The following is a 21,031-nucleotide window of genomic DNA, read 5'->3' as shown; positions in this document are numbered from 1 at the left end:
TTGGTAAAAAAGTTCGGGACCCCCTGTCCGGTCTGCAGTCTATATGACGTTGCAGCCGGCAGAATCCCTGTTGGGCAGTATTCACACGCTTTTCACGGTTGAATTCATTGGCAATTCACCTCAGTCTGCGAGAAGTTAAGGCGTCTTGCCGCCCGATCCCATCAATGCGGTCCATCATTTGTTATAAAATGTGACACAAGGCGCAATTCAGGGGACTGTCATTTGGCCAAGCACTCGGATATGTCAGCGATGGCCGCTGACCGCAGGGAGCAGCAAGCTGGACAGCGATGGCCTTTGACCGATGCCCAGGCGGAAAAATGGCTGGGCGCCCGCTTCAGTCGCGAAGCGGCGCTGGCGTTCACCGAGACGTTTGAACTGGAACTGCGCGGTGATCTGGACGTCGCCGCGCTGCAGGAAGCATTGGATGCGGTTGCGCTGCGTCACGAGGCGCTTGCGGTGCATTTCGATGCCGACGGCAGCACCCAGATTCATTCGCCGCCCGGACGCCTGCCGTTGCGGCATCTGGATTTCAGTCAGCTCGCCGATCCCTGGCATGAGTACCGGCAGGCCTGCTTCGAGCTGGCGGCGGTGCCGTTTGATCCCACCGTGCCGCCGTTGATCCGGCTGTCGCTGTGCAGGTTGGGTCCTGACCATCACTGCCTGTACGGGGTCATGCACCATCTCGTCGTCGATGGCTGGTCGGTGCGGGTCATCGTCCAGGAGGCGGCCGCGCTCTACAACGCGCATCGTCGCGGGGTACCGGCCAGACTGCCGCCCGCCGACTCGTGGGCCGCCTACGTCCATCGTGAAAACCAGCGCCGACGCGGCGCCGAAGGACAGCGCAGCCTGGAGTACTGGCTGGGCCAGTACCGCGAGCTGCCCGAGCCGCTGCGGCTGCCGACCGATCACCCGCGCGGGCCGAGGATTGCATTTGCCTCGCAGCGCTCTATCCATCGGCTGAGCGCTGACATGTGGCGCTCGCTGCGTCACGCTGGCCGCGAACACGGCGTGTCGCGGATCTGCATGTTGATGGCGGGTTATTTCGCGCTGATGCATCGCCTGACCGGACAGACCGATCTGGTCTGCGGCGTGCCGTTCGTCGGCGCGGTACAGGGCGGCGGGGCGCGCATGGTCGGCGATACCGGCAACACCCTGCCGATCCGGGTGCGGGTCGAGCCGGAACAGTCGTTGTTGTCGCTGGCCCGCCAGGTGCAACAGGCAATGGCCGAGGCGGGCGAGCACCAGGATGTTTCGCTCGGCCGTATCGTCGAGTCGTTGCAGCTGCCACGCGAGCCCGGGCGGATGCTGCTGGTGGAGCATGTGGTGACGCTGGCTCCGTCGGCACAACGGGTGGCGCTGGATGGCATCAAAGTGCACGCCGATGTACCGCCAAGACCGGCCTCGGCCTGGGAGCTGGGTTTCTACTGGCGGGAAATGCCCGGCGAAGTGCTGCTGGACGTGCAGTACCAGACCGCCCTGTTCGATGCAGACAGCATCGCCGACTGGGCCCAGGCTTACCTGGACATCATCGCGCTGCTGGCGACCGGTGGCCAGGATGCAGTGGGTTCACTGCGGATTCCGGCGCAGGACGACGCCCGCAGCTTCAGCCTGGTCAACCCGGCCGCCGCTGCTGGCGCCGAGGCACCTTCATTGCCGGCATTGCTGGAGCCTGTATTCGCCGCGAATGGCTCACGACGGGCGGTCCATTGCCGTGGGCAATCGTTGAGCTATCAGCAACTCGAGCAGCGCAGCAGCGCCATCGCGCACAACCTGCTGGCCGCCGGCCTGGGGCCGGGCGCCCTGGTCGCGGTGGCCTTGCCGCGCAGTGTCGACATGCTGGCGGTCACGCTGGGCATCATGCGTGCCGGCATGGCTTACCTGCCGCTGGATCTGTCGTTTCCCGAACAACGCCTGCAGCGGATGGCCGAGCACTCCGGCACCGGGCATGTCGTGGTCGAGCACCCCGGGCAACTGCCGGCATCGTTGCTGCAGGACCGCCGGATCCTGCAGCTTTCCGAATTGACCGCGCCCGCGCCGGCGACAGCGCTGCCGGCGGTGGGACCGGAGCAACTGGCGTACGTGTTGTACACCTCCGGCTCCACCGGCGATCCCAAGGGCGTGTGCATACTGCAGCGCAACCTGGTCAATTTCCTCTGTGCGATGCGTGAGCGTCCAGGCTTCGGCGCGGATGACATCATCTGCGCGGCGACCACGCTGTCGTTCGACATCGCCGCGCTGGAGCTGTATCTGCCGCTGTTGTGTGGCGGTTGCGTGGTGATTGCCGATGACGATCAGCATCGTGATCCGCAGGCGCTGTGCACCCTGATTGAAGAGCAGCGGTGCACGCTGTTGCAGACCACGCCCTCATTGATCGCGCTGCTGCAGGAAGTCGGGCGCGTCGAGGTGCTGCAGCCGCTGCGCCTGCTGCTGGGCGGCGAAGCGCTGCCGCTGCCGTTGGCGATGGGCTTGCTGCCACACTGCCGCGAGCTGTGGAACATGTATGGACCAACCGAAACCACGGTCTGGTCGAGTGTGCAGCGGATGACTGCGGCGATGCCGTCGGTACCGCTGGGGCAGCCGATCGCGCGCACCGCTTTCTATCTGCTGGACGAGCAGCGGCAACCCGCGTTTCCACACGCCCTCGGCGAAATCTGGATCGGCGGTGACGGCGTTGCCGATGGCTACCTGCACCAGCCCGACCTGAGCGCCGAGCGCTTCGTCCCCGATCCGTTCGCCGACGATGGCAGCCGCATGTACCGCACCGGCGATCTCGGCCGCATCCAGGCCGGGCAACTCCATTTCCACGGTCGCGCCGATCAGCAGATCAAGTTGCGCGGGTATCGCATCGAGCCGGGCGACATCGAAGCCGTGGCCGCGGCCGAGCCTGAGGTCAGCGAATGCGTGGCCGTGTGCCAGTCACTGCCCGGCGGTGATCAGGTGCTGGTGCTGCACGTGGCCAGCAGCGCGGCGCCGGCCGAGCTGACCGCATCGCTGCGTGAGCGCTTGCGGATTGCGCTGCCAGCCTACATGCGACCCCACTACGTGATGGTTTCGCACAGCCTGCCCAAGACCCCGAACGGCAAGATCGACCGCCGCTCGCTGCCCGCGCCAACGCTGGACGAGGAGCTGTTGCCCGCTCGCCGGCTGGTGCCGCGTTCGCCGACCGAAGCCCTGCTGCAGCAACAGTGGAGCCGACTGCTGCAACGTCCGGAAGTCGGCATCACCCACGATTTCTTCGAGCTGGGCGGCCACTCGTTGCTGGCGGTGCGGATGTTCACCGAATTGCAGCAGCAACTCGGCGTTGATCTGCCGCTGGCGATCCTGATCGAGCATCCGACGATCGCCAGTCTCGGCGCGGTCATCGATGGCATGCTGACCGATGCCGAACGGGCGGGGACGTCACAGGCCGCGGTTGATGGCTGGCGCTCGCTGGTGGTGTTGCGGCAGGGCGATGACAGCCGGCCACCGCTGTTCCTGTTCCATGCGGTAGGTGGCAATGTATTGAACTATCTGCCGCTGCTGCAGGCGTTGCCGCCAACCCAGACCGTGTACGGCGTGCAGTCGTGCGGTCTGGATGGCAGCCGCGAGCCATTGCGGAGCATCGATGCGATGGCCTGGACCTATGGACAGGAGTTGTTGCAGGCCTGGCCGCATGGTCCCTTCCTGCTCGGCGGCGGATCGATGGGCGGGGTGCTGGCGCTGGAAGTGGCGCGGATGCTGCAGCGACATGGACGCCAGGTCGCCCTGCTGGCGATGCTGGATACCTATGGGCCACGCGCCGACGGCCGCCAGCCGTTGTTGCGGGTGCGCCTGCGGCGGAGCTGGCACTGGTTGCGCCAGCTCGATGCCCGGCAATCGCGGACCCTGTGGCAGCGCCTGCGCGTGCGCTTCTGGACATTGCCGGCCTGGCGCCTGCGCCAGGCCTTGGTGTCGGCCCCGGGGCCGATGCCGCAGGCGGCGCGGATCCGGCTGGTCGAGCGCGGCAACTTCGATGCCCTGGCCGGCTACGTGGCGGCGCCGTTGCAGGTGCCCGCCATCCTGTTCCGGACCCGCATCGGCAAGGACGAAGAACCGAGCATGGGCTGGCAGCGATGGCTGGGGCCGTCACTGCGGATCATCGAATTGCCCGGCAAGCACGACGACTTCATCGACCAGCCAGCGCTGGCCGTCGCGTTGGCCGCGCAGCTGGAGCAAAGCCTGTCGGTTGCACAGGGGGCGGACCCGCGTTGACCTGAGCCAGGCGCAATTGCCGTTGAATTGGCAATGCGAAGATTTTGCCGCTCACTCCCGCGATGCCCGTCGCCTTGCCCCGCTGCATCAGCCCTGCTATTGGCCAGCCCATGAACGACAGCGCTGAGGTGACGATGGATCCGTCCGCGGACAAGCCTGGCGCCGGGGCCAATGCGCCATTGCCAGCCAGCAAGGCGGGGATAGGCACCCATTTCCTGCGCTATTCGGGCGGCAGCATCCTGGTGATGCTGGCCGGGCTGATCTCGTTCCCGGCGCTGACCCGGCTGCTGGACAACACCCAGTACGGCATCCTCGGTTACTACGAGACCTGGCTGATGATCGCGGTGGCGGTCGCCAAGCTCGGCGCGCAACACGCCATCATCCGCTTCTATCCCTATGCGGGCGCCGATTCCGATCGGATGGCGCGCTTCGCCACCAACCTGTTCCTGTTGCCGCTGCTGGTCTCCGTCGCATTGTGGTCGGCGGCGATGCTGGTGCTGGTATGCGTGGACTACTTCGGCGGTGCCCGGTTCTCGCCGGTGCTGTGGCTGGCGCTGGCATCGATCCCGCTGCTGGTGTTCGTCAGCCTGGTGCAGATGGTGCTGCGCGCGGGCGAGCATTCCGGCGTGCTGACCATTACCCGCGTGTCCTGGCGCTGGCTGGAGCTGGTGACCATGCTCGGCGCGGTGCTGCTGCTGGAACGCAGCGCGCTGGCCGCCTATGGCGGCAAAATCGTCGCCGCGCTGCTGGTCATCAGCTTCTATGTGTACTGGATCCGCAAGCACCTGGTGTTCAACCGCGAATCGCTGGATGTTTCGCAGTTCAGCGCCGCGGTGCGCTACGGCATGCCGCTGGTGATCAACGAGATAGCCACGGTGTTGCTGATCTCGATCGACCGGCTGATGCTGAAAGGCATGCTCGACGATTTCGCGGTGGTCGGCATCTACACCATCGGCTACTCGCTGGCGCTGCAGGTCAGCATGCTGATGCATGCCGCATTGTCGGAATCGTTCGTGCCGGTGGCCAACGGCAAGTACGAGTCTGACGGCGCCCCGGGCGTGCGCCAGCTCAAGGCCAAGGTGCTGCTGCCGATGACCTACGCTTCGATCGGCATCGGTGCGGCCATTGCCTGTGTCGGCAGCGATGCACTGCAGGCGATCAGTGGTGCCGACAAGGCCGCCTCTGGCCCGGTGTTTGCGTGGATCGGCTGCATGTACGCGCTGTATCCACTGCTGGATATCGCCGGCTATGGCCTGCTGCTGCACAAACGCTCGATGACGGTGCTGGCCATCACCCTGGCGGCGGCGGCATCCAACATCCTGCTCAACCTGTGGCTGATTCCGACCGTGGGCATGATGGGCGCGGTGTATGCCACGGTGGCCAGCTATGCGGCACTGGCGGTGACTGCATACCTGCTGTGTCCACGGGATCTGCGGGCCTGGCTGGACCGCCGGGCGTTGACGCTGGCGTTGGTCTCGGCGGGCGCGTTCGTGCTGGTGGTGGCCGGCAGCGGCCTGTTCGGATTGCACAACCATTGGGCGCGCCTGTTCGTGGCCGGTGGCCTGTGGCTGCTGCTGTACGTGTTGCCGGTGTTGCTGCTGGACCCGCGGGTGCGCGGGATGGTGCCTTTGCTCAATCGTTTCGCGACCGGCAACAGGGGCAACTGACATGTGGTTGTTGTCGCCATTGAGCTGGATGCTGTGCTGCCTGTTGTTGCTGGGCTGGAGCTGGCAGCGCCGGCAGAGGCAACAACGGCCCTGGCTGGTGCGCTCGGCCGTGGCCCTGCTGATGACCTCGGTGCTGGCGATGACACCGTTGCTGGCCAACACCTTGCTGGCCATGCTGGAAAACCAGTACTCGGCGCCCGATTGCCATCCGGACCAGATGCGTGATGGCGTGCTGCTGGGCGGCGGCACCGATCAGTTGCCGGTCGACGCTACCGACGTTGCCGCACTCAGCATTGCCAGCCGACGCCGGGCCGAACGCGCGGCGCAGTGGTGGCGGCAGGTGCCGGGCCGACGCCTGTGGGTGGCTGGAGGTACTCCGGTGGCGGGCTATGCGCCGGAAAGCCGCTTGATTTCGTTGTACCTGCAAGGGATGGGCGTGCCGGAATCGGCGATCAGCGAGGAACCGCGCTCGCGCAGCACCTGGGGCAACGCGCGCAACCTGGCAGCGATGCAGGCACCGCCGCCGCGGAACGTCGTACTGGTGACCTCGGCAATGCACATGCCGCGCGCGGTATTCGCGATGCGCCACGCCGGCTTCCAGGTGTGTCCACTGCAGGCTGATTACCGCCAGCAGCCCTTCGAGCTGCCTGGCTACCTGATACCGCAGGCCAGCGCGCTGGCAAAAAGCGAGGCATCGATCCACGAGCTGGTCGGCATGCTGTACTACCGGCTGCGTGCGTTGCTGGGCTGGCCGTCCTGAGCGGACAGCGGCGCGGAGGGCCTGCGCGTGTTTTCCCATCTTTGGCGCCATGACCCGGGCATGGGTGGCACCGGTCTTCAATCAGGGCGGGTGTAGCGCCCCGGTGCGATTCTGGCCGCCAGCGGGAATCGCTGCGCGATACGCTGTGCATGAGCCATGGCCGGCACCGGTTCGACAGCCTGCGCACCGCGCTTCTTGAGCGCGATGTAATGCTCCATCAGTCCGCACAGAATCCAGAAGTTGGACATCACGTTGCCTTCGAAGAACGGGCTGCCGTAGACGTTGCCCAGACCGGTGGCGATCACCATCAGCACGAATCCCAGCGACAGCGCCTTGGCTTCGTGGTCATCGGCCGGCACCGCGCGCACGAAGCCAACACCCATGCGCAGACATCGCCAGAACAGGTACAGCAATGCGCCGATGCCGAACAGACTGGTTTCGGCCAGCAGCAGGAAATAGATGCTGTGTGCGTCGTAACCGGCGTAGGCCGGCACATAGTCACCGATATGGCGCTTGAACCGGTTGAGCCCGACGCCCAGTGGATGCTCCTGCCACATCTGCACCGCGCCGCCCCATATCTCGAAGCGGCTGGCGGTACTGACGTCCAGCTTTTCACCACCGACCGCATCCTGCTGCTCGGTTTCGGCCACGCGCTCGGTCACGCTTTCCGGCAACAGGCCAATCGCCGGAATCATCAACAGCCCGATGATCATCGCCAGCACCACGTTGCGACGCACCAGCAGCAACGCCACGCCCACCAGCGCAATCAGGTAGGACTGCCGCGAGTAAGTGGCCATGATCGCCACCGCCAGGATCGCACAGCCGGCCAATGCGCCTAGCCGCCACATTGGCTGTTTGCGGAAGAACAGCGCCATCGCCGCGAACATCGGCAGGAACATCGCATAGAAAACGCCGGCGCGATTGGCTGAGCTGTAATCGACGCCGAACGGACCGGCTGCACGGCGGGTCTCGCTATAAGCGCCAAAACCGTAATCCAGGCCTTCGCGGACTGCTTCGATGCCGGCAACCGCGGCCACGATCATGACGAAGATAATCAACTGGCGGGTGCCTTTAAGGTCCTGGCCGCAGCGGCGATAGAGGAAATACAGCAGTGGGTAGAAGATCAGGTTCTTCAGGTAGGTGATGTCGTCCATCAAATCGATCGGCATCGACAGCTGCGCCACCAGGAAGCCGAACGTCAGCGCCGCGAACAACAGCAGCAAGGCGATGGTGATGGCGCCGCGACCCTCGAGTGGCTTGTACTTCTTGCCGCCAGCCAGCACGCAGACCAGCACCAGCCCGAACAGGATGTTGGCGATGTTGAGGCCGGGCAGGCCGGTCTCGAATGACAAATGCACCGCATTGGTCATGAACAGGATCGGCACCGCCAGCAGCAAACGCATCCACATGGTCAGGCCGCCCGTGCCAGTGGCGTGAGGAAGCGATTGGCCCATAGTTCCAGGCACAGCAGTTGCCACAGCGCCTCACTGCGGTCGATGCCCGCGTGCAGATGCTCATCAAGCAGCGTCGCGGCGGCCTGCGCATCGACCAGCCCCCGCTCGCGGAATGCGCGGCTGGCGAAGGTATCGGCCGCCATCTGCCGTAGCGGTCCACGCAACCAGTCGGCCAGCGGAATCGCGAAGCCCTGTTTGGGCTTGCTGACCGCACGCGGTGGCAGCCATTGCCCGGCGACCTCGCGCAACAGGTGCTTGCCGCGGCCATCGCGGACCCGGTATGACTCCGGCAGGCTCAATGCGAACTCGGCCAGGCCCTTGTGCAGGAACGGCGAGCGACCCTCGAGCGACGCCGCCATTGCCATCCGATCCAGCTTGACCAGGATGTCATCGGGCAGATAGCTCTGCAGATCGATCGCCACCGCGCGATCCAGTGCCGAATCACCGGCGCCCAGATCACTGCCGGTGGCCCGCAATGCCGGCAGGTCGAAATGTCCGGCACCACCGGCCTGCGCCCGCAGCCGATGGGCGGTGTCGGCGCGCATGACCGCGACCCCGCTGAGGTAGCGGGATTCGAACGGCATCCGCAGGCGTTCGCCGACCCGGGCCAGGCGCTCGCCCAGCGGGTTGGGCAGGGCACCACCGGCCAGTCGCATCATGCTGGCTGCCGGTGCACGCAGCGCGCCCAGGCTTTCCAGCTTGAGCAGGCGCAGATAGCGGTCATAGCCGGCGAACAGTTCGTCGCCACCATCGCCGGTCAACACCATCTTGACGTGCTGGCTGGCCAGTTCGGAAACCAGGAACGTCGGCACCGCCGAGGAGTCGGCGAACGGCTCGTCGAAATGCCAGACCAGTTTCTGCAGCAGGGCGACCGCGTCGGGTTCGACAATCAGCTCGTGGTGCTCGGTACCCAGATGCCGGGCTACCCGGCGTGCGTCGTCCAGCTCGCTGTAGGCGGCTTCCTTGAAGCCTATCGTGAAGGTCTTGACCGGCTGCGACAGATGCCGCGCCATCAGTGCCACGACAGTGCTGGAATCGAGGCCGCCGCTGAGGAAGGCACCAAACGGGACGTCGGAAACCAGGCGGCTGGCGACCGCTTCATCCAGCAGCTGCTGCAGTCGCTGCGCGGCATCGGCTTCGTTCAAACGGGTTTTCGGGGTCAGTGCGGGTTGCCAGTAGCGGTGCAGGCTGGGTGCCTGGCCGCGATAGCGCAGGTAATGCGCGGGCGGCAGTTTGTGCACGCCCTGGAAGGCACTCATCGGGGTCGGGATATAGCCGAAGGCCAGGTACGCCCGCAGCGCTTCGCTGTCGACCTCGCGCGGGCAATCGGCCGATTGCAGCAATGACTTCAACTCGGACCCGAACAGCAGCCGTTGCCCGTTGGCGGTGTAGTACAGCGGTTTCTCGCCGAAGCGATCCCGAGCCAGGATCAGCTCCTCGCTGCGGCGGTCCCAGATGGCGACGGCGAACATACCGTCGAGCTGCGCGAAGGCGTCGACGCCATCGCGCAGGTACGCCTGCAGGATGACCTCGGTGTCGCTGTGGGTGCGGAACCGATAGCCGTCCTTTTCAAGCCCGGCGCGCAGCTCGCGGAAGTTGTAGATCTCGCCGTTGAAGACCAGCACGACCTTGTCATCGGCCGCATACAGCGGCTGATGGCCGCCGGCGACATCGATGATCGACAGCCGGCGCATGCCCAGCAGCGCCCGTTCATCGACATGCAGGCCGCCATCATCGGGGCCACGGTGGACGATGACATCGTTCATCCGCTGGCCCAGCTCGGCCGATGGTGCGGGTTGTCCGGGGGCCATGACCAGGCCGGCGATTCCACACATCGTCAGTAGCTCTGCTTGGGGACAGGGGAGGGCGTCAGCGCGACCGGCTTGCCTGCGTAAAGCGCCAGCAGGCGGGTCAGGATGGTATCCAGCCCGGCGCGCTGGTGCACGCTGCGGCGCGCGTTCTCACCCATCTGCTGCCGTTGCCGGCCATCGGTGTCGGCCGCCCGCCGCAGGCACTGCGCCAACTGGGCGCAATTGCCGGCATCGAACAGCCAGCCGTTCTCGCCGTCGCGGATGAAATCCTCGTTGCCGCTGATGCGGCTGGCGACCATTGGCAGGCCGGCCGCCATTGATTCCAGCAGGGTGTTTGACAGGCCTTCGATGCGTGAGCACAGCACGCCGACGTTGGCCTGCGCCAGCATTGCCTCGATGTCGTCGCGATGGCCGGCAAACACCACCTGGGCTTCGATGCCGAAAGCACGTGCGCGCTCACGCAGGGGGCCATCCAGGCTGCCGCTGCCAACCAGCAGCAACTGTGCGTCCGGATGCGCCCTGGCTGTCTCGGCGAACGCTTCCATCAGCATCATCAGGTCTTTCTCCGGCTCCAGCCTGCCGATGAAGACGAAACGCGTGGCCGCCTCCGGCGGGTGCTGGATATGGGCGAAGCGTTCGCTGTTGACCGCGTTGGGCAGCAGCACGATGCGATCGGCGGCGATGCCACGTTCGACCAGCGTAGCGGCGATGCGCTGGCTGATCGCCTGCCATTGCGCGGTACTGCCGAGCAGCAGGCGCGCCAGTCGGTTGAGCGGTTTCGGGCGCGGTGCCAGCGTGCCTTTTTCAAGTTCCCACCAACCCGATACCTTGGTCAGCACGCGCTGGTCCAGGGCCTTGCCCAGTACCGCGCAGACGGCCGCCATGTGATGGGCGATATGCACATGCCAGGCGTCGTACTTGTCGCGCCGCCGCCACAGGAACAGTGCCAGCGCCAGCCACATCAACGGACCGGACAGCATCGGCACCCGCGGATAGCTGAGCCGGTAGACCGGCACGCCATCCAGCCGTGACAAAGTCTCCTGCGGGCCCCAGCGCAACCGCGGCACGACAACGGTGACCCGATGTCCGCGCCGGCGCAGGCCCCGACTCAACGTGCGCACCTGGGCTTCGGCGCCGCCTCCTTTCCAGGCCGGGTAAGCGGCTTCCAGCACCATCAGTACGTGCAGCGGGCGTGTCTTACTTTGCATCCATGTATCTCCGCATCCATAGTTCAAGAATCAGCAGCTGCCAGATCGCATTGGAGTGATCCCAGCCACCATCCATGTGCATCCTGACCAGCGCGCTGACGAACTCCGGGTTGATCCAGCCGCGCTCGCGGGTCCTTTCGTCCAGCAGGACGTCGCGGACCCGGGCCTGCAGTGCCGGGTCGTCCTTCATCCAGATCGCGATCGGCAGGCCGAAGCCCTGCTTGCGCTTGCTGAGGATTTCGGCCGGCAGGATGCTGGCCATCGCCTGCTTGAACAGATAGCGCTTCTTCAGTCCGCGGACCTTGTAGCGTGCTGCCAGCCGGCCGCAGAAGTCCACCAGCTGGGTATCCAGCAACGGAAAACGCGCTGATACGCCGTGCTGCCTGCAGGCGCGGTGAACCTTGACCAGATCGTTCTGGGCGATGGCCATCAGCAGGTCCAGCCGCATGATCCGGTGCAGCGGCGCCGCTGGAGCTCCCAGGTTGTAGATCTGGCGCATCGCTTCCAGCGACGCTTCCTGCGGCACCTGCTGGCGCAATTGCGGGGTCAGCAGTTCGGTGTAGTAATCCGATGCGAACGAGTCGTCGGTGTAGAACCGATCCGGGTTGGGCAATGAACCGCGACGGGTGAAGTTGCGGACCCGGTTGAGCAGGTGGTTGTTGCCACCGCCCACCCATTCGCCGACCGCGCTGGCAGCCTTCTTGAGTGGTGATGGCAGATCATGGAAGCCCTGCATCACCCGATCCTTGGCGTAACGCTGGTTGCCGCCAAACACCTCGTCGCCGCCATCACCGCCCAGCATCAACGAGAAACCCTGCGCATGGCCCAGCTCGGCGCAGGCCAGCGTCGGCACCGCCGAGGCGTTGCCGAACGGTTGATCGTAGGCCTCGACCACGGTATCCAGCAGCGCCAGCGCACGGGTCTGGTCGACCTGGGCCAGATGGGTACGGGCGCCGCAGGCTTCGCCGGCAAGCCGGGCGAAATCCAGTTCGTCATAGCCGGCTTCACGGAAGCCGATCGAACAGCTGTGTACCGGTGACAGCTGCTGCCGCGCAAGAATGCTGACAATGCTGCTGCTGTCGGTACCGCCACTCAGGAAGCAGCCCCAGCCAGCATCGCTGTGCGGCCGGAAAGCCTGCACGCTGGCGACGATCCGCTGGCGCAACTCGTCGGCCAATGCCTCGTCGCTGCCTTGCAGATCCTCCGGATACTCGGGCAGGTAGTAGCGAACGCTGGAATGGCGGCTGCCATCCAGGCTCAGGCGGGTGCCCGGTTCGACCTTCTGGATGTCGCTGCAGATCGTCAGCGGCGCCGGTATGCAGGTGAAGTTGAGGTAGTGGTAGACCGCTCGCAGGTCGGGCTCGCGGCGCACGCCCGGTGCATCCAGCAACAGGCGCAGGTCGCTGGCGACAGCGTGGTGGCCGTCGCGCTGGTACCAGTACAGCGGCACTGAGCTGAAGTGGTCGGTTAACAGTTGGATGCGGTTGCTGTCCGCGGACCACATGGCATGCGCGAAGCGACCACGCCAGTGCCGCTGCGGGAAGCTGTCGTCATCCAGTTCGACCGCACCGACGTCGCCCTCTATCAGATCCGCCAGTGCTGCCCACGTCATGCCTTGCGCGTTGTTGCCGCGGAGTACCGCACCGCGGGTGGCAAGCCACAGCGACGGACCGGCCTTGTGGACGTCGAAACCGCCGAGCTGGCTCAACCATTCATATGCGCGCGGTCCGGCCGCGACGATGAAATCGCCTCGAATGCTGTCAGCCGGGTTCACGAGCGTGGCTCCTTTTCCGCGACACAGGCATCGGCGACCGCCAGTCCCGGCGCATCCGCTGACAGACAACGCTGGTAGACGGCGGCGGTGTCAGTGGCCATCCGCACCACACTGTAGCGCGCCTTGACTTGCGCCTGGGCGCCGCTTGCCATCCGCGCACGCAGCTGCGGCTGGCTGCAGTACTGATGCAGCAATGCCGACAGTTGCCGGTGATCATCATCGTCGAACAGCAGGCCACTTGCGTGGTCCTCGATCAGTTCCGGATTGCCGCCCACCCGCGAGGCAATCACCGGGCAGCCGCATTCCATCGCTTCCATCACCACGTTGGACATGCCTTCGTTGGAGGAGGGCAACACCAGGAAGTCGGCAGTTTTCATCAACCGTCCGGCATCATCGCGTTCGCCGAGGAAACGGATGTCATCGACCAGCCCCAGCTGTTCGCGTAGTTGCTCGATCTCATCGCGCAACGGTCCGTTGCCGGCCAGCGCCACCCAGGGCCGCTGCCCGACTGGCAGCTCGGCCATGGCGCGTAGCAGGCAAGCCAGGTTCTTGGCCTTGACCAGGCGTCCGACAAACAGGGCGATGCAGCGATTGGCCGGCGCTCCCATCGCGCGCCGGATGATGTCGGCCTCGCCGGGTGGCAGGGGCGCGCTTGGCGGGATGCCGTTGGGAATCACGTCGAACTTGCGCAACGGAATGCGCGCCCGCTGCGCGGCCGCTTCGGCACCCGCGCGCGAGTTGGAGATGATCGCGTCGCTGCGTTGCAGGACGAAACGCTTGATGCGCCAGAACCAGTCGGGATGATCCAGGTACATGCCGCGCATCGACGCCACCAGTACCAGCGGGGTCAGGTAAAGATAGCTGGCCAGCAGGGTCCACAGCTCGGCGGTCAGCGAGAACGCATGGACGACGTCGAACCGCCGTTGCCGCAGCAACCGGGCATAGGCCAGCAGGAAGCGCGGATCAAGACGGCCGCGCTTGGCGATGTGGTGCACGGTGATGCCATTGGCCCGCAGCTGGTGGACCAGGAAAGAGTCATGGCGGAAGTACAGCAGCTCCGGCTGCCATTGGCTGCGATCCAATGCCTCCAGCAGATAGCTGATCTGGCGCTGGCTGCCGCCGACCTCCATCTCGTCGGTCACCACCAGTAGTCGTCTAGCACTCATCCAGTATCGCCTCCATGTTGTCCTGCAACTTGCGTGCTTCCCTGCGTGCATCAAAGTCGCGTTCAATCCTGTCGCGCGCACCGCGGGTAACGCGGGCGCGCAACGTCGTGTCAGTCAGCAGCCGTTGCATGGCGTCGGCCAGGGCCTGCGGCTGCGCGGGTTCGACCAGCAGGCCGTCGTGCTGGTCGTCAATCAATTCAGGGATGCCGGAAACCCGGGTGCTGATCACCGGACAGCCGGTCGCCATTGCTTCCATCAGCGCCACCGGAATGCCGTCACGGTTGCCATCGGCGGCGACCTCCGATGGCAGCACGAACAGCGCCGCTTCGTTCATCCACTGGCGGACCACCGCCTGCGGCTGTGCACCGCTGAATTCGATCTGCTGATCCAGGCCGAGCGAAGACGACAACTGGCGCAATTCGTTTTCCAGCGGTCCGGAACCCAGCAACCGGCAATGGAACGGCTGGCCGGCCTGCTTGAGCAGGCCCAGCGCCCGGATCAGGGTGGCGAAGCCCTTGATGGGATCCAGCCGGCCCACCGCCAGGATGGTGTTGCTGGCGCGGTCTTCGGACTGCCAGGTGTTGGCATCCAGATCAACGCCGCAATGGATGACTTTGAGCTTGTCGCGTGCGGCGCCGGTTTCACGCTCGCTCAACCAGTCGACGTTGAAGCGGGAAATGGTCACCGCCAATGCGGCGTCGTGGATTTTGCGGGCAATCAGCTGGCGTTCGGTGAAAATGTCATGGGCGTGGCAGGTGAAGCTGAAGGGCAGGTCCAGCACCTTGCCCAGGGCCCATGCCGCGGTCGACGGGTAGGTCGCCCAGTGGGCATGGATGATCTGTGGCGAGAAGCGCTTCAGCCACGGATAGTGCTCGAGCCCGCGCAGCCATGCGCCCAGTGACTTGCCGAGTACCGCCGGACTGCGCCAGTGGCCAGCGATCACCTGGCCCAGGGTCGACAGTGTCGCGGCGGGCGCGTGCAGCAGCGCCTGGCAGGCGCCGGACAGCGCATGCAGCAGCGAACGAGGATGGCGTACCCGCGGCAGCAGCGCCTGGGCATCGCTTTGCACCAGCGCCTCGCTCGGCGCCTTCAATGACACGATGCGCACATCGACGCCGTTTTCCAGCAGTGCATTGATCTCGCGGACGATGAAGGTCTCCGACCAGCAGGGAAACAGCGATACCACGTAGACGACGCGCTTCAGCGGCGAGGCACTCATTGCGGCATGTCCCTGGACGGCACGTCCTTGATCGGGGTGGTCTGCCACAGGAAACCCTGTGGATTCCTCAGATAGTCCAGCAGCGCCCACATGGCGCTGGCGTTGAGACTGACGAAGGCACTGGCCAGGCGGACTGCTGCATGGCGTGAGGCTAGTGCCGGTCTGCGCAGGCCCAGCCAGGCGGCCAGATAGGCCACCAGCTGCAGCGCCAGCAAGGCCTGGTAGAACGCGCTGCCGGCAATCGCCAGCCACAGGTTGCCGAGCAGCGCCAGCAGCAGCAGCCACGGCGCCAGCAGCCGCGACCATTTGTGGCCCCACAACCGCCACGCCAACGGGTGTGCGCCGGGAATGGCCAGCGCCGGTTGCCGATGGATCAACTGGAAGTTGCCGGCCAGCGTCCGCCGCTTGCGTCGCTGTTCGGCTGCGGCGTCGGCGCTGGCGCGATCAAAGGCCAGTGCGTCGCTGACAAAGACCACCCGCGCGCCGCGCTGGGCGATCGCCAGCGGAATCCACATGTCGTCGAGAATCAGGCCGGCAGGCACGGTCGGGATCAGTTCGCGGCGCGCGGCGTAAATCGCTCCTGTGACACCGACGATCGAGCCACTGCGGCTTTCCATGCGACGGATGAATTTTTCGTAGCGCCAGTAGGCGTCGACGCCCTGGCCGAAGCCGCTGTCGGCCTGCAGCACCAGCTCACCGCTGGCGGCGCCCACTGTGGGGTCGGCGAGGGCGGCGGCCAACGCTTTGGCGGCACCGGCATCGGTGCGCTGGCGTACATCGTTGAACATCACCAGTGGTGCGCTCAGGGTTGGCAGAGCATCGCCCAGGCAGGCCGACTTGCCGCGCCGCTGTGGGAAAACGGTGACCTTGATCCGTGCACTGGCATGGCGCTGCGCGACCGCCGCCGAGGCCGGGCAGCCGTCACAGAATACGTGGATGGTCAGTGCGTCGGCGGGATAGTCCAGCGCCAGCAGGTTTTCCAGTTTCGCCGCGAGCGCATCGGCGCCGCCGTGGACGACCAGCACCACGTCCATCGCTGGCGTCTGCGCCTGCCAATGCAGTGGCAGCGGCCGCCAGCGCGCCAGCGCCGCCATCAGCACGGGATAGCCGGCATAGGTAAAGCCGATCGCCGCCAGCGACAGCCAGAACACCACGCTCACGAGGTCCCCCGCAAGGTCGCGATGAGCCTGCCGCGCAGGCGTTCGTAGTGCTGGTCGCCCAGCAATCGCTTGGCCAGCGCCAGGCCGCCATAGCGGAGTTGTTCGCGCCGCAGGCTGCTGGCATCGGCCTTGACCCAGTGGACGAACCCGTCCATCCCGACCGCCTGGGTCATCGCCAGTCGCGGGAAGATGCGGGCGCCGTTGCCCGGATCACCGACAAGGCCCGGCCGTGACGAAAATACATGCGCGTAGCCGCATTCGCGCGCCAATGCCAGCAGGCCGCGAGGCATCCGTCCCCCCGGGGGAGCCAGCAACGTCACCGGCTGACCGATCCGTTGCGAAATGGCCTGGCGCGAATCGACCAGACTGGCACGCAGTTGCTGTCGCGACATGCCGGTGAAGTACACATGATCATGGCCATGCGACTGGATCGACATGCCTGCATCGGCCATCTCACGCAGCTGCGACCAGTCGGCAAACCCCGGCTTGCCCACCATGACCGGATTGACGAAAAAGTCCGCGGTCATCCCACGCGAAACCAGCGCGGGAAACGCCAGCGTGTAGTTGCTGAGATGGCCGTCGTCGAAACTAAGCAGGGTGCGCGCATCATTGCGGCCGGCCAGCCAGTCAATCGCCGAGCCGCCGCCACCATCGGCGCGCAGATGGTCCAGCTGTTGTTCGAAGCGCTGCAAGGGCAACGTGTAGACCGGATCCTGTCCGGCCGGCACCTGGCCGCCGTTGGCCAGGGCGTGGTACATCAGCGCCACGCCGGCGCGCACCCGACGCGGGCGTGTACCCGGCATGTTGGCTGCAGCGGCGTTGCCGCCAATCGGGGAAGGCGAGGGGGACATGGGTTCAGCGGAAATAGGTAAACGCCAGCGCGACGACGTTCTCGGTGTAGTTCTGGCCGCCGACATTGCTGTCGCGCTTGCGGTACTGGTAATCGAACTGCGCACCCCAGTGGCGGCTGAACCTGGCCTCCAGGCCCGCGCCAATGGTGGTGTCGCGATCGTCGCGGCTGGCGTCGATGAACTCGCGCTGCTGGCGAGCCAGCAGCAGGTTGAGGTACCAGGTCTGCCTGAGCTGGTAGCGCGCGGAGGCCTGGCCACCGTAGCTGTTCTGATCGAACGAATCGTCGCGGATGTAGCGCAGCTGTTCGTAATAAGGCTGGACCAGCACGTTGAGGCGGTCGCCTTCGTACTCGTAACCGAGCATCCCGCGCTTCTGTTTGAAGATGTCCGGCACGATCTGCAGATCCGGATTATCCGGGTTGCCGATGCCCGGGTTGCCCGGATTGACTGGCGGCACCGGCTGGTCCGCCCGCAGGATCAAGTCCTGGGTGGCGTCGGCGAACTCATAACTGAGGTTGGCGAGCAGCTTGCTGCGCGGCATCAGCTGCCACTCGATCTGTGCCCGCAGCAGCGGACTGGAGGCGCTTTCGCCACTGCGCGGTTCCAGTTCGGAGTAGCCGGCGTCGATGTTCATCGTCACGCTGCTGAGTGCGGTGTTGTAAGTGAAATAGCCGTCGTAGCGCTTGTAGTCGTAGAACTCGCTGATGCTGTCGTAGTCGGTCTGGGTCGCTTCGAGGTTGAAAGACAGCTGGTCGGTCGGCGACAGATCCCGGATCAGCCGCGCCGCCAGGTTGTAGCGGTCGTTGTTGAGGGTCTCGGTCTCCTCGGCGTAGCTGTTGGTGTAGCGCAGGTCGATCTGGCTGCGCATCGCCTCGCCGAAACGCAGGTACAGGCTGGGACCGGCTTCGAAGACGTTGATCTGTTGCTGGTTGCCAGGGGTGAACGCGACCAGGCTGTCGACCGACTGCCGGCTGAGCGAGTCGCGGGCGAAGAAGTGCAGCCGCTCCGGCAGCATGGTCCAGTCCAGCGCGCCGGCAAACTCGCCGCGGAGATCGTTGTCGTAACTGCCGCCGGTGTAATCCAGGTACTGGAAATCGCCGCGCAGGGCGGTTTCCAGCACCGAACTGCTGTGATCGAAGGTGAAGCGCAGGCGCGGCGCCAGCACCGTCTCGTCGATGGGATCGTCCTGCGACAGATTGATGTTGTCGCTGTGCATCACGCTGGCGCCGATATCGTAATTCAGCCGCGCCGCCTTGGCCGCGCCGGGCAGCGCCATCAATACCGCGACATGGATGCCGGTGTGCAGAATCCTGTGCAGCATCTGGTTGGCCAGCCTCTGTCTCATTGCGGCACTCCTGCGGGTTTGGCGGTGGTTGGGACACAGGCGGTGGCCGCTGGGGACAGCGGCCACCGGCATTGTTCGGTGAATACCGGCATGCCTCAGACGCCTTCGTTGAAAACCACGCCGGCGAACTTGGCCGGGTCGAAGTTGGCACCGGCCTGGGCGATGGCGGCAGCGGTGTCTCGGCCGTAACCGGCGACCAGTACCACGACGTCGGCGAGGTCGGCCAGGATGCGTGCATCCGGCGCGCCGCGCACCGGCGGTGCATCCAGGAAGATGTGGCAGTTGGGATAGCGGCTGCGCAACGAATCCAGCAGCAGGCGCATCCGGAACGATGAAAAATACTCGGCGCCGGTTTCACGCGACTTGCCGGCCGGTATCAGGCGCAGGCGCGGCACCCCGGTGTCGTACAGCACGCTGTCGGCATTGCTTTCATGATCTTCCAGATAGTCGATCAGGCCGCCATCATTGGCGGCCAGCTTCATGGTCTGCGCCTGTGACGGGTGGCGCAGGTCGCAATCCACCAGCAGCGCGCTCTTGGTTTCGTCAAAGGCGACTGCGGCGGCCAGGTTGCGGGCCACGAAACTGCCACCGCTGCCGCGGCTGACCGGCGCCACCAGAGTGATGAAATTGCCCTCGGTGACCGACAGCAACTGGGTGCGCAGATGGCGGAATGCATCGACTTCGCGGCGCGCGGTCTCGCTGCGGTAGATGATGGCGCGATCTTCCAGCTGTGCCGGGCTCAAAGCGGTGCCGGCCTCATGCGAGTCCAGGGCGCGGCTGCCACGCTGGCCTTGGCCGTCCTGGCGGGAAGTCATTGCGTTGCTCATAGGACGTCGATCCACTTCAACAGATAAGTAAGCCCGTACACCAGCGGCACGGTCATGAACAGCAGGCTGGCCAGCGAATAGCGGCGCAGGCGGACCCGGCGCTGGCGCTCGGTGACATAGGCCGGCATCGCCGCCAGCACCGGCAGGCCGGCATCGCGTTCAATCTGCTGCGGCGAACGCACCCGCGGGTCCAGCTTGATCACGCCGAACAGCAGGCCCAGTGGCAGCAGCAGGGCCAGTACCAGCCCACCCAGGGCCACGTGCATGACCCGCAGGCCGCTGGCGCGCAGCGGCATCGCCGCCGGCTCCTGGATACGGAAACTCAGGCCACGCTGTTCGGCATCCAGGTTCATTGATACGCGGGCGTTCTCGCGCCGCTTCAACAGATCCTGGTAAAGGTCGCGATTGACCTCGTAGTCGCGGGTCAGCTCGGCCAGCGTGCTTTCAGAGGCGGCGATGCGGCCACTGCGCTTCATTTCGTCGGCCAGCATGCCTTCGGCAGAGGCGATGCGGGCGGCGGCGGCGGCACTCTGGCGACGGACTTCGGCCTGCTTGCTTTTCAACTCGGCATATAACGGATTGAAGGTCGCGTTGCCGTCCAGCGCGCTGGGCTTGCCAGCACTGGCCGGTTTGTTCTGCTCGCGGCGCAGATCCTCTTCAAGGTCGCGGATCTGGTGCTGCACGCGGACCACGTCCGGATGCTGTTCGGTGAAAGTCAGCAGCAACTGGTCGCGCTGCGACTGCAACTCGGCCAGGCGGGCGCGGAACTGGCCGGCACGGGTCTGCACCATCGACACTTCCGACTCCCCCGACAACTGGGACTGCAGGGCCTGGTCCTGCGAGCGCAGATCGATCAACTCCATGCGACCGCCTTCGGCAATCCGGCGTAGTTCACCGATCCGTGCGTTGACATCGGCATCGGTGCCGGGACGTGCATCCGGATTGCCGTTGCGGAAGGCTTCCAGCTCGCTTTCGGCCTGGGTCAGCTTGTCGTGGTACTGCTTGACCTGCGAGTCGATGAATTCATAGGCCTCGCTGCTTTCGCGTTCCTTGGTCGACAGGCTTTCCTGGATGACCAGCTCGGCAAAGCGTTTGGTGACCAGGTAGGCGCGCTCGGCATCGGTATCGGTGTAGGAAATTTCGATCAGGTTGGGGCGCGGGTTGTTGACCTTGGTCCGCCCGACGATCTTCTCGATCAGCTTGTCCTGCTCCAGCGGGCTCGGGTTGTCCTGCATCCAGCCGCCGGTCTTGAGGATTTCATCCATGACCTTGCGGCTGAAAGCGACCTCGCGCAGGATGCTGGCGCGGTCGACCACGCTGGTGGCGACCGCCCTGCCTTCCATCAGTGGCGCGATGATGTTGCGCTCCTCGACCAGGATGGTGGTCGAGGAGGTGTACTTCTTCGGCAGCAGCAGGCCGATGAACAGCCCCAGCAGCGCGATGCCCGCGAACAGCGCGGTCAGCGCCACCGCCCGGCGCCGGAATTCATGCATCGCCACCGGGACGATGGAGTAGGCGGCGGGCAACTCGTCCGCGCTTTTCATCAGCAGGCCTGTCAT

General features: G+C 65.5%; 14 protein-coding genes. 3 read left to right on the top strand and 11 right to left on the bottom strand.

What is annotated here, in order from left to right:
- Nucleotides 1-294 precede the first annotated feature (294 nt).
- The 3 genes from ABB29_RS10895 to ABB29_RS10885 all read left to right on the top strand — a co-directional run bounded on the left by ABB29_RS10895 (nt 295) and on the right by ABB29_RS10885 (nt 6,657).
- A complete protein-coding gene (locus tag ABB29_RS10895) occupies nt 295-4,230 on the top strand; it encodes a non-ribosomal peptide synthetase (RefSeq protein ID WP_057658927.1) in 3,936 nt (1,311 codons plus the stop codon).
- Nucleotides 4,231-4,364: 134 nt separating this feature from the next.
- On the top strand, nt 4,365-5,897 hold the full coding sequence (locus ABB29_RS10890) for a lipopolysaccharide biosynthesis protein (RefSeq protein ID WP_170185868.1): 1,533 nt from the start codon (nt 4,365-4,367) through the stop codon (nt 5,895-5,897).
- A 1-nt stretch (nt 5,898) separates the two neighbouring features.
- Nucleotides 5,899-6,657: a YdcF family protein gene (locus ABB29_RS10885; RefSeq protein WP_057658922.1), complete on the top strand. Its 759-nt coding sequence runs from the start codon at nt 5,899-5,901 to the stop codon at nt 6,655-6,657.
- Nucleotides 6,658-6,734: 77 nt separating this feature from the next.
- Here the strand turns inward: ABB29_RS10885 and ABB29_RS10880 are convergent, their stop codons facing one another.
- The 11 genes from ABB29_RS10880 to ABB29_RS10830 all read right to left on the bottom strand — a co-directional run bounded on the left by ABB29_RS10880 (nt 6,735) and on the right by ABB29_RS10830 (nt 21,031).
- Complete coding sequence (locus ABB29_RS10880; RefSeq protein WP_057658920.1) at nt 6,735-8,066, bottom strand: O-antigen ligase family protein; 1,332 nt, start codon at nt 8,064-8,066, stop codon at nt 6,735-6,737.
- A 2-nt stretch (nt 8,067-8,068) separates the two neighbouring features.
- Nucleotides 8,069-9,946: an asparagine synthase (glutamine-hydrolyzing) gene (gene asnB / locus ABB29_RS10875; RefSeq protein WP_057658917.1), complete on the bottom strand. Its 1,878-nt coding sequence runs from the start codon at nt 9,944-9,946 to the stop codon at nt 8,069-8,071.
- 2 nt (nt 9,947-9,948) lie between these two features.
- Nucleotides 9,949-11,130, bottom strand: coding sequence for a glycosyltransferase family 4 protein (locus ABB29_RS10870; RefSeq protein ID WP_083487804.1), 1,182 nt, complete (start codon nt 11,128-11,130; stop codon nt 9,949-9,951).
- Entirely contained in the window at nt 11,120-12,904 is a 1,785-nt protein-coding gene (locus ABB29_RS10865; protein WP_057658914.1) for an asparagine synthetase B family protein, read from the bottom strand. Before ABB29_RS10865 ends, ABB29_RS10870 begins: the two co-directional genes overlap by 11 nt.
- The gene (locus tag ABB29_RS10860; RefSeq protein ID WP_170185867.1) at nt 12,901-14,070 is read right to left on the bottom strand and encodes a glycosyltransferase; all 1,170 of its coding nucleotides are present in this window, start codon (nt 14,068-14,070) and stop codon (nt 12,901-12,903) included. Before ABB29_RS10860 ends, ABB29_RS10865 begins: the two co-directional genes overlap by 4 nt.
- On the bottom strand, nt 14,060-15,289 hold the full coding sequence (locus ABB29_RS10855; RefSeq protein ID WP_057658911.1) for a glycosyltransferase family 4 protein: 1,230 nt from the start codon (nt 15,287-15,289) through the stop codon (nt 14,060-14,062). Before ABB29_RS10855 ends, ABB29_RS10860 begins: the two co-directional genes overlap by 11 nt.
- Nucleotides 15,286-16,449 carry a glycosyltransferase family 2 protein gene (locus tag ABB29_RS10850; RefSeq protein ID WP_057658909.1) on the bottom strand — a complete coding sequence of 388 codons (1,164 nt, stop codon included), beginning with the start codon at nt 16,447-16,449 and terminating at the stop codon, nt 15,286-15,288. Before ABB29_RS10850 ends, ABB29_RS10855 begins: the two co-directional genes overlap by 4 nt.
- Nucleotides 16,446-17,252, bottom strand: coding sequence for a polysaccharide deacetylase family protein (locus ABB29_RS10845; RefSeq protein ID WP_170185866.1), 807 nt, complete (start codon nt 17,250-17,252; stop codon nt 16,446-16,448). Before ABB29_RS10845 ends, ABB29_RS10850 begins: the two co-directional genes overlap by 4 nt.
- A 52-nt stretch (nt 17,253-17,304) precedes the next feature.
- The gene (locus ABB29_RS10840; protein WP_170185865.1) at nt 17,305-18,645 is read right to left on the bottom strand and encodes an outer membrane beta-barrel protein; all 1,341 of its coding nucleotides are present in this window, start codon (nt 18,643-18,645) and stop codon (nt 17,305-17,307) included.
- 95 nt (nt 18,646-18,740) lie between these two features.
- A complete protein-coding gene (locus ABB29_RS10835; RefSeq protein ID WP_211260726.1) occupies nt 18,741-19,460 on the bottom strand; it encodes a P-loop NTPase family protein in 720 nt (239 codons plus the stop codon).
- An 8-nt stretch (nt 19,461-19,468) separates the two neighbouring features.
- A complete protein-coding gene (locus tag ABB29_RS10830; RefSeq protein WP_057658902.1) occupies nt 19,469-21,031 on the bottom strand; it encodes an XrtA system polysaccharide chain length determinant in 1,563 nt (520 codons plus the stop codon).

The organism is Pseudoxanthomonas dokdonensis, assembly GCF_001431405.1.
Lineage (GTDB): Bacteria > Pseudomonadota > Gammaproteobacteria > Xanthomonadales > Xanthomonadaceae > Pseudoxanthomonas_A > Pseudoxanthomonas_A dokdonensis.
Note: the sequence above shows the minus strand (reverse complement) of the source record. Positions and strands in the feature narration are given on the sequence as shown.

What these genes read in the sequence shown, in the direction of transcription:
- ABB29_RS10890 (WP_170185868.1), top strand. Translation starts at nt 4,365, where the DNA reads ATGGATCCGTCCGCGGACAAGCCTGGCGCCGGGGCCAATGCGCCATTG.
- ABB29_RS10885 (WP_057658922.1), top strand. Translation starts at nt 5,899, where the DNA reads ATGTGGTTGTTGTCGCCATTGAGCTGGATGCTGTGCTGCCTGTTGTTG.
- ABB29_RS10880 (WP_057658920.1), bottom strand. Translation starts at nt 8,066, where the DNA reads ATGTGGATGCGTTTGCTGCTGGCGGTGCCGATCCTGTTCATGACCAAT.
- asnB (WP_057658917.1), bottom strand. Translation starts at nt 9,946, where the DNA reads ATGTGTGGAATCGCCGGCCTGGTCATGGCCCCCGGACAACCCGCACCA.
- ABB29_RS10870 (WP_083487804.1), bottom strand. Translation starts at nt 11,130, where the DNA reads ATGCAAAGTAAGACACGCCCGCTGCACGTACTGATGGTGCTGGAAGCC.
- ABB29_RS10860 (WP_170185867.1), bottom strand. Translation starts at nt 14,070, where the DNA reads ATGAGTGCTAGACGACTACTGGTGGTGACCGACGAGATGGAGGTCGGC.
- ABB29_RS10855 (WP_057658911.1), bottom strand. Translation starts at nt 15,289, where the DNA reads ATGAGTGCCTCGCCGCTGAAGCGCGTCGTCTACGTGGTATCGCTGTTT.
- ABB29_RS10845 (WP_170185866.1), bottom strand. Translation starts at nt 17,252, where the DNA reads ATGCCGGGTACACGCCCGCGTCGGGTGCGCGCCGGCGTGGCGCTGATG.
- ABB29_RS10840 (WP_170185865.1), bottom strand. Translation starts at nt 18,645, where the DNA reads ATGAGACAGAGGCTGGCCAACCAGATGCTGCACAGGATTCTGCACACC.
- ABB29_RS10835 (WP_211260726.1), bottom strand. Translation starts at nt 19,460, where the DNA reads ATGACTTCCCGCCAGGACGGCCAAGGCCAGCGTGGCAGCCGCGCCCTG.
- ABB29_RS10830 (WP_057658902.1), bottom strand. Translation starts at nt 21,031, where the DNA reads ATGACAGGCCTGCTGATGAAAAGCGCGGACGAGTTGCCCGCCGCCTAC.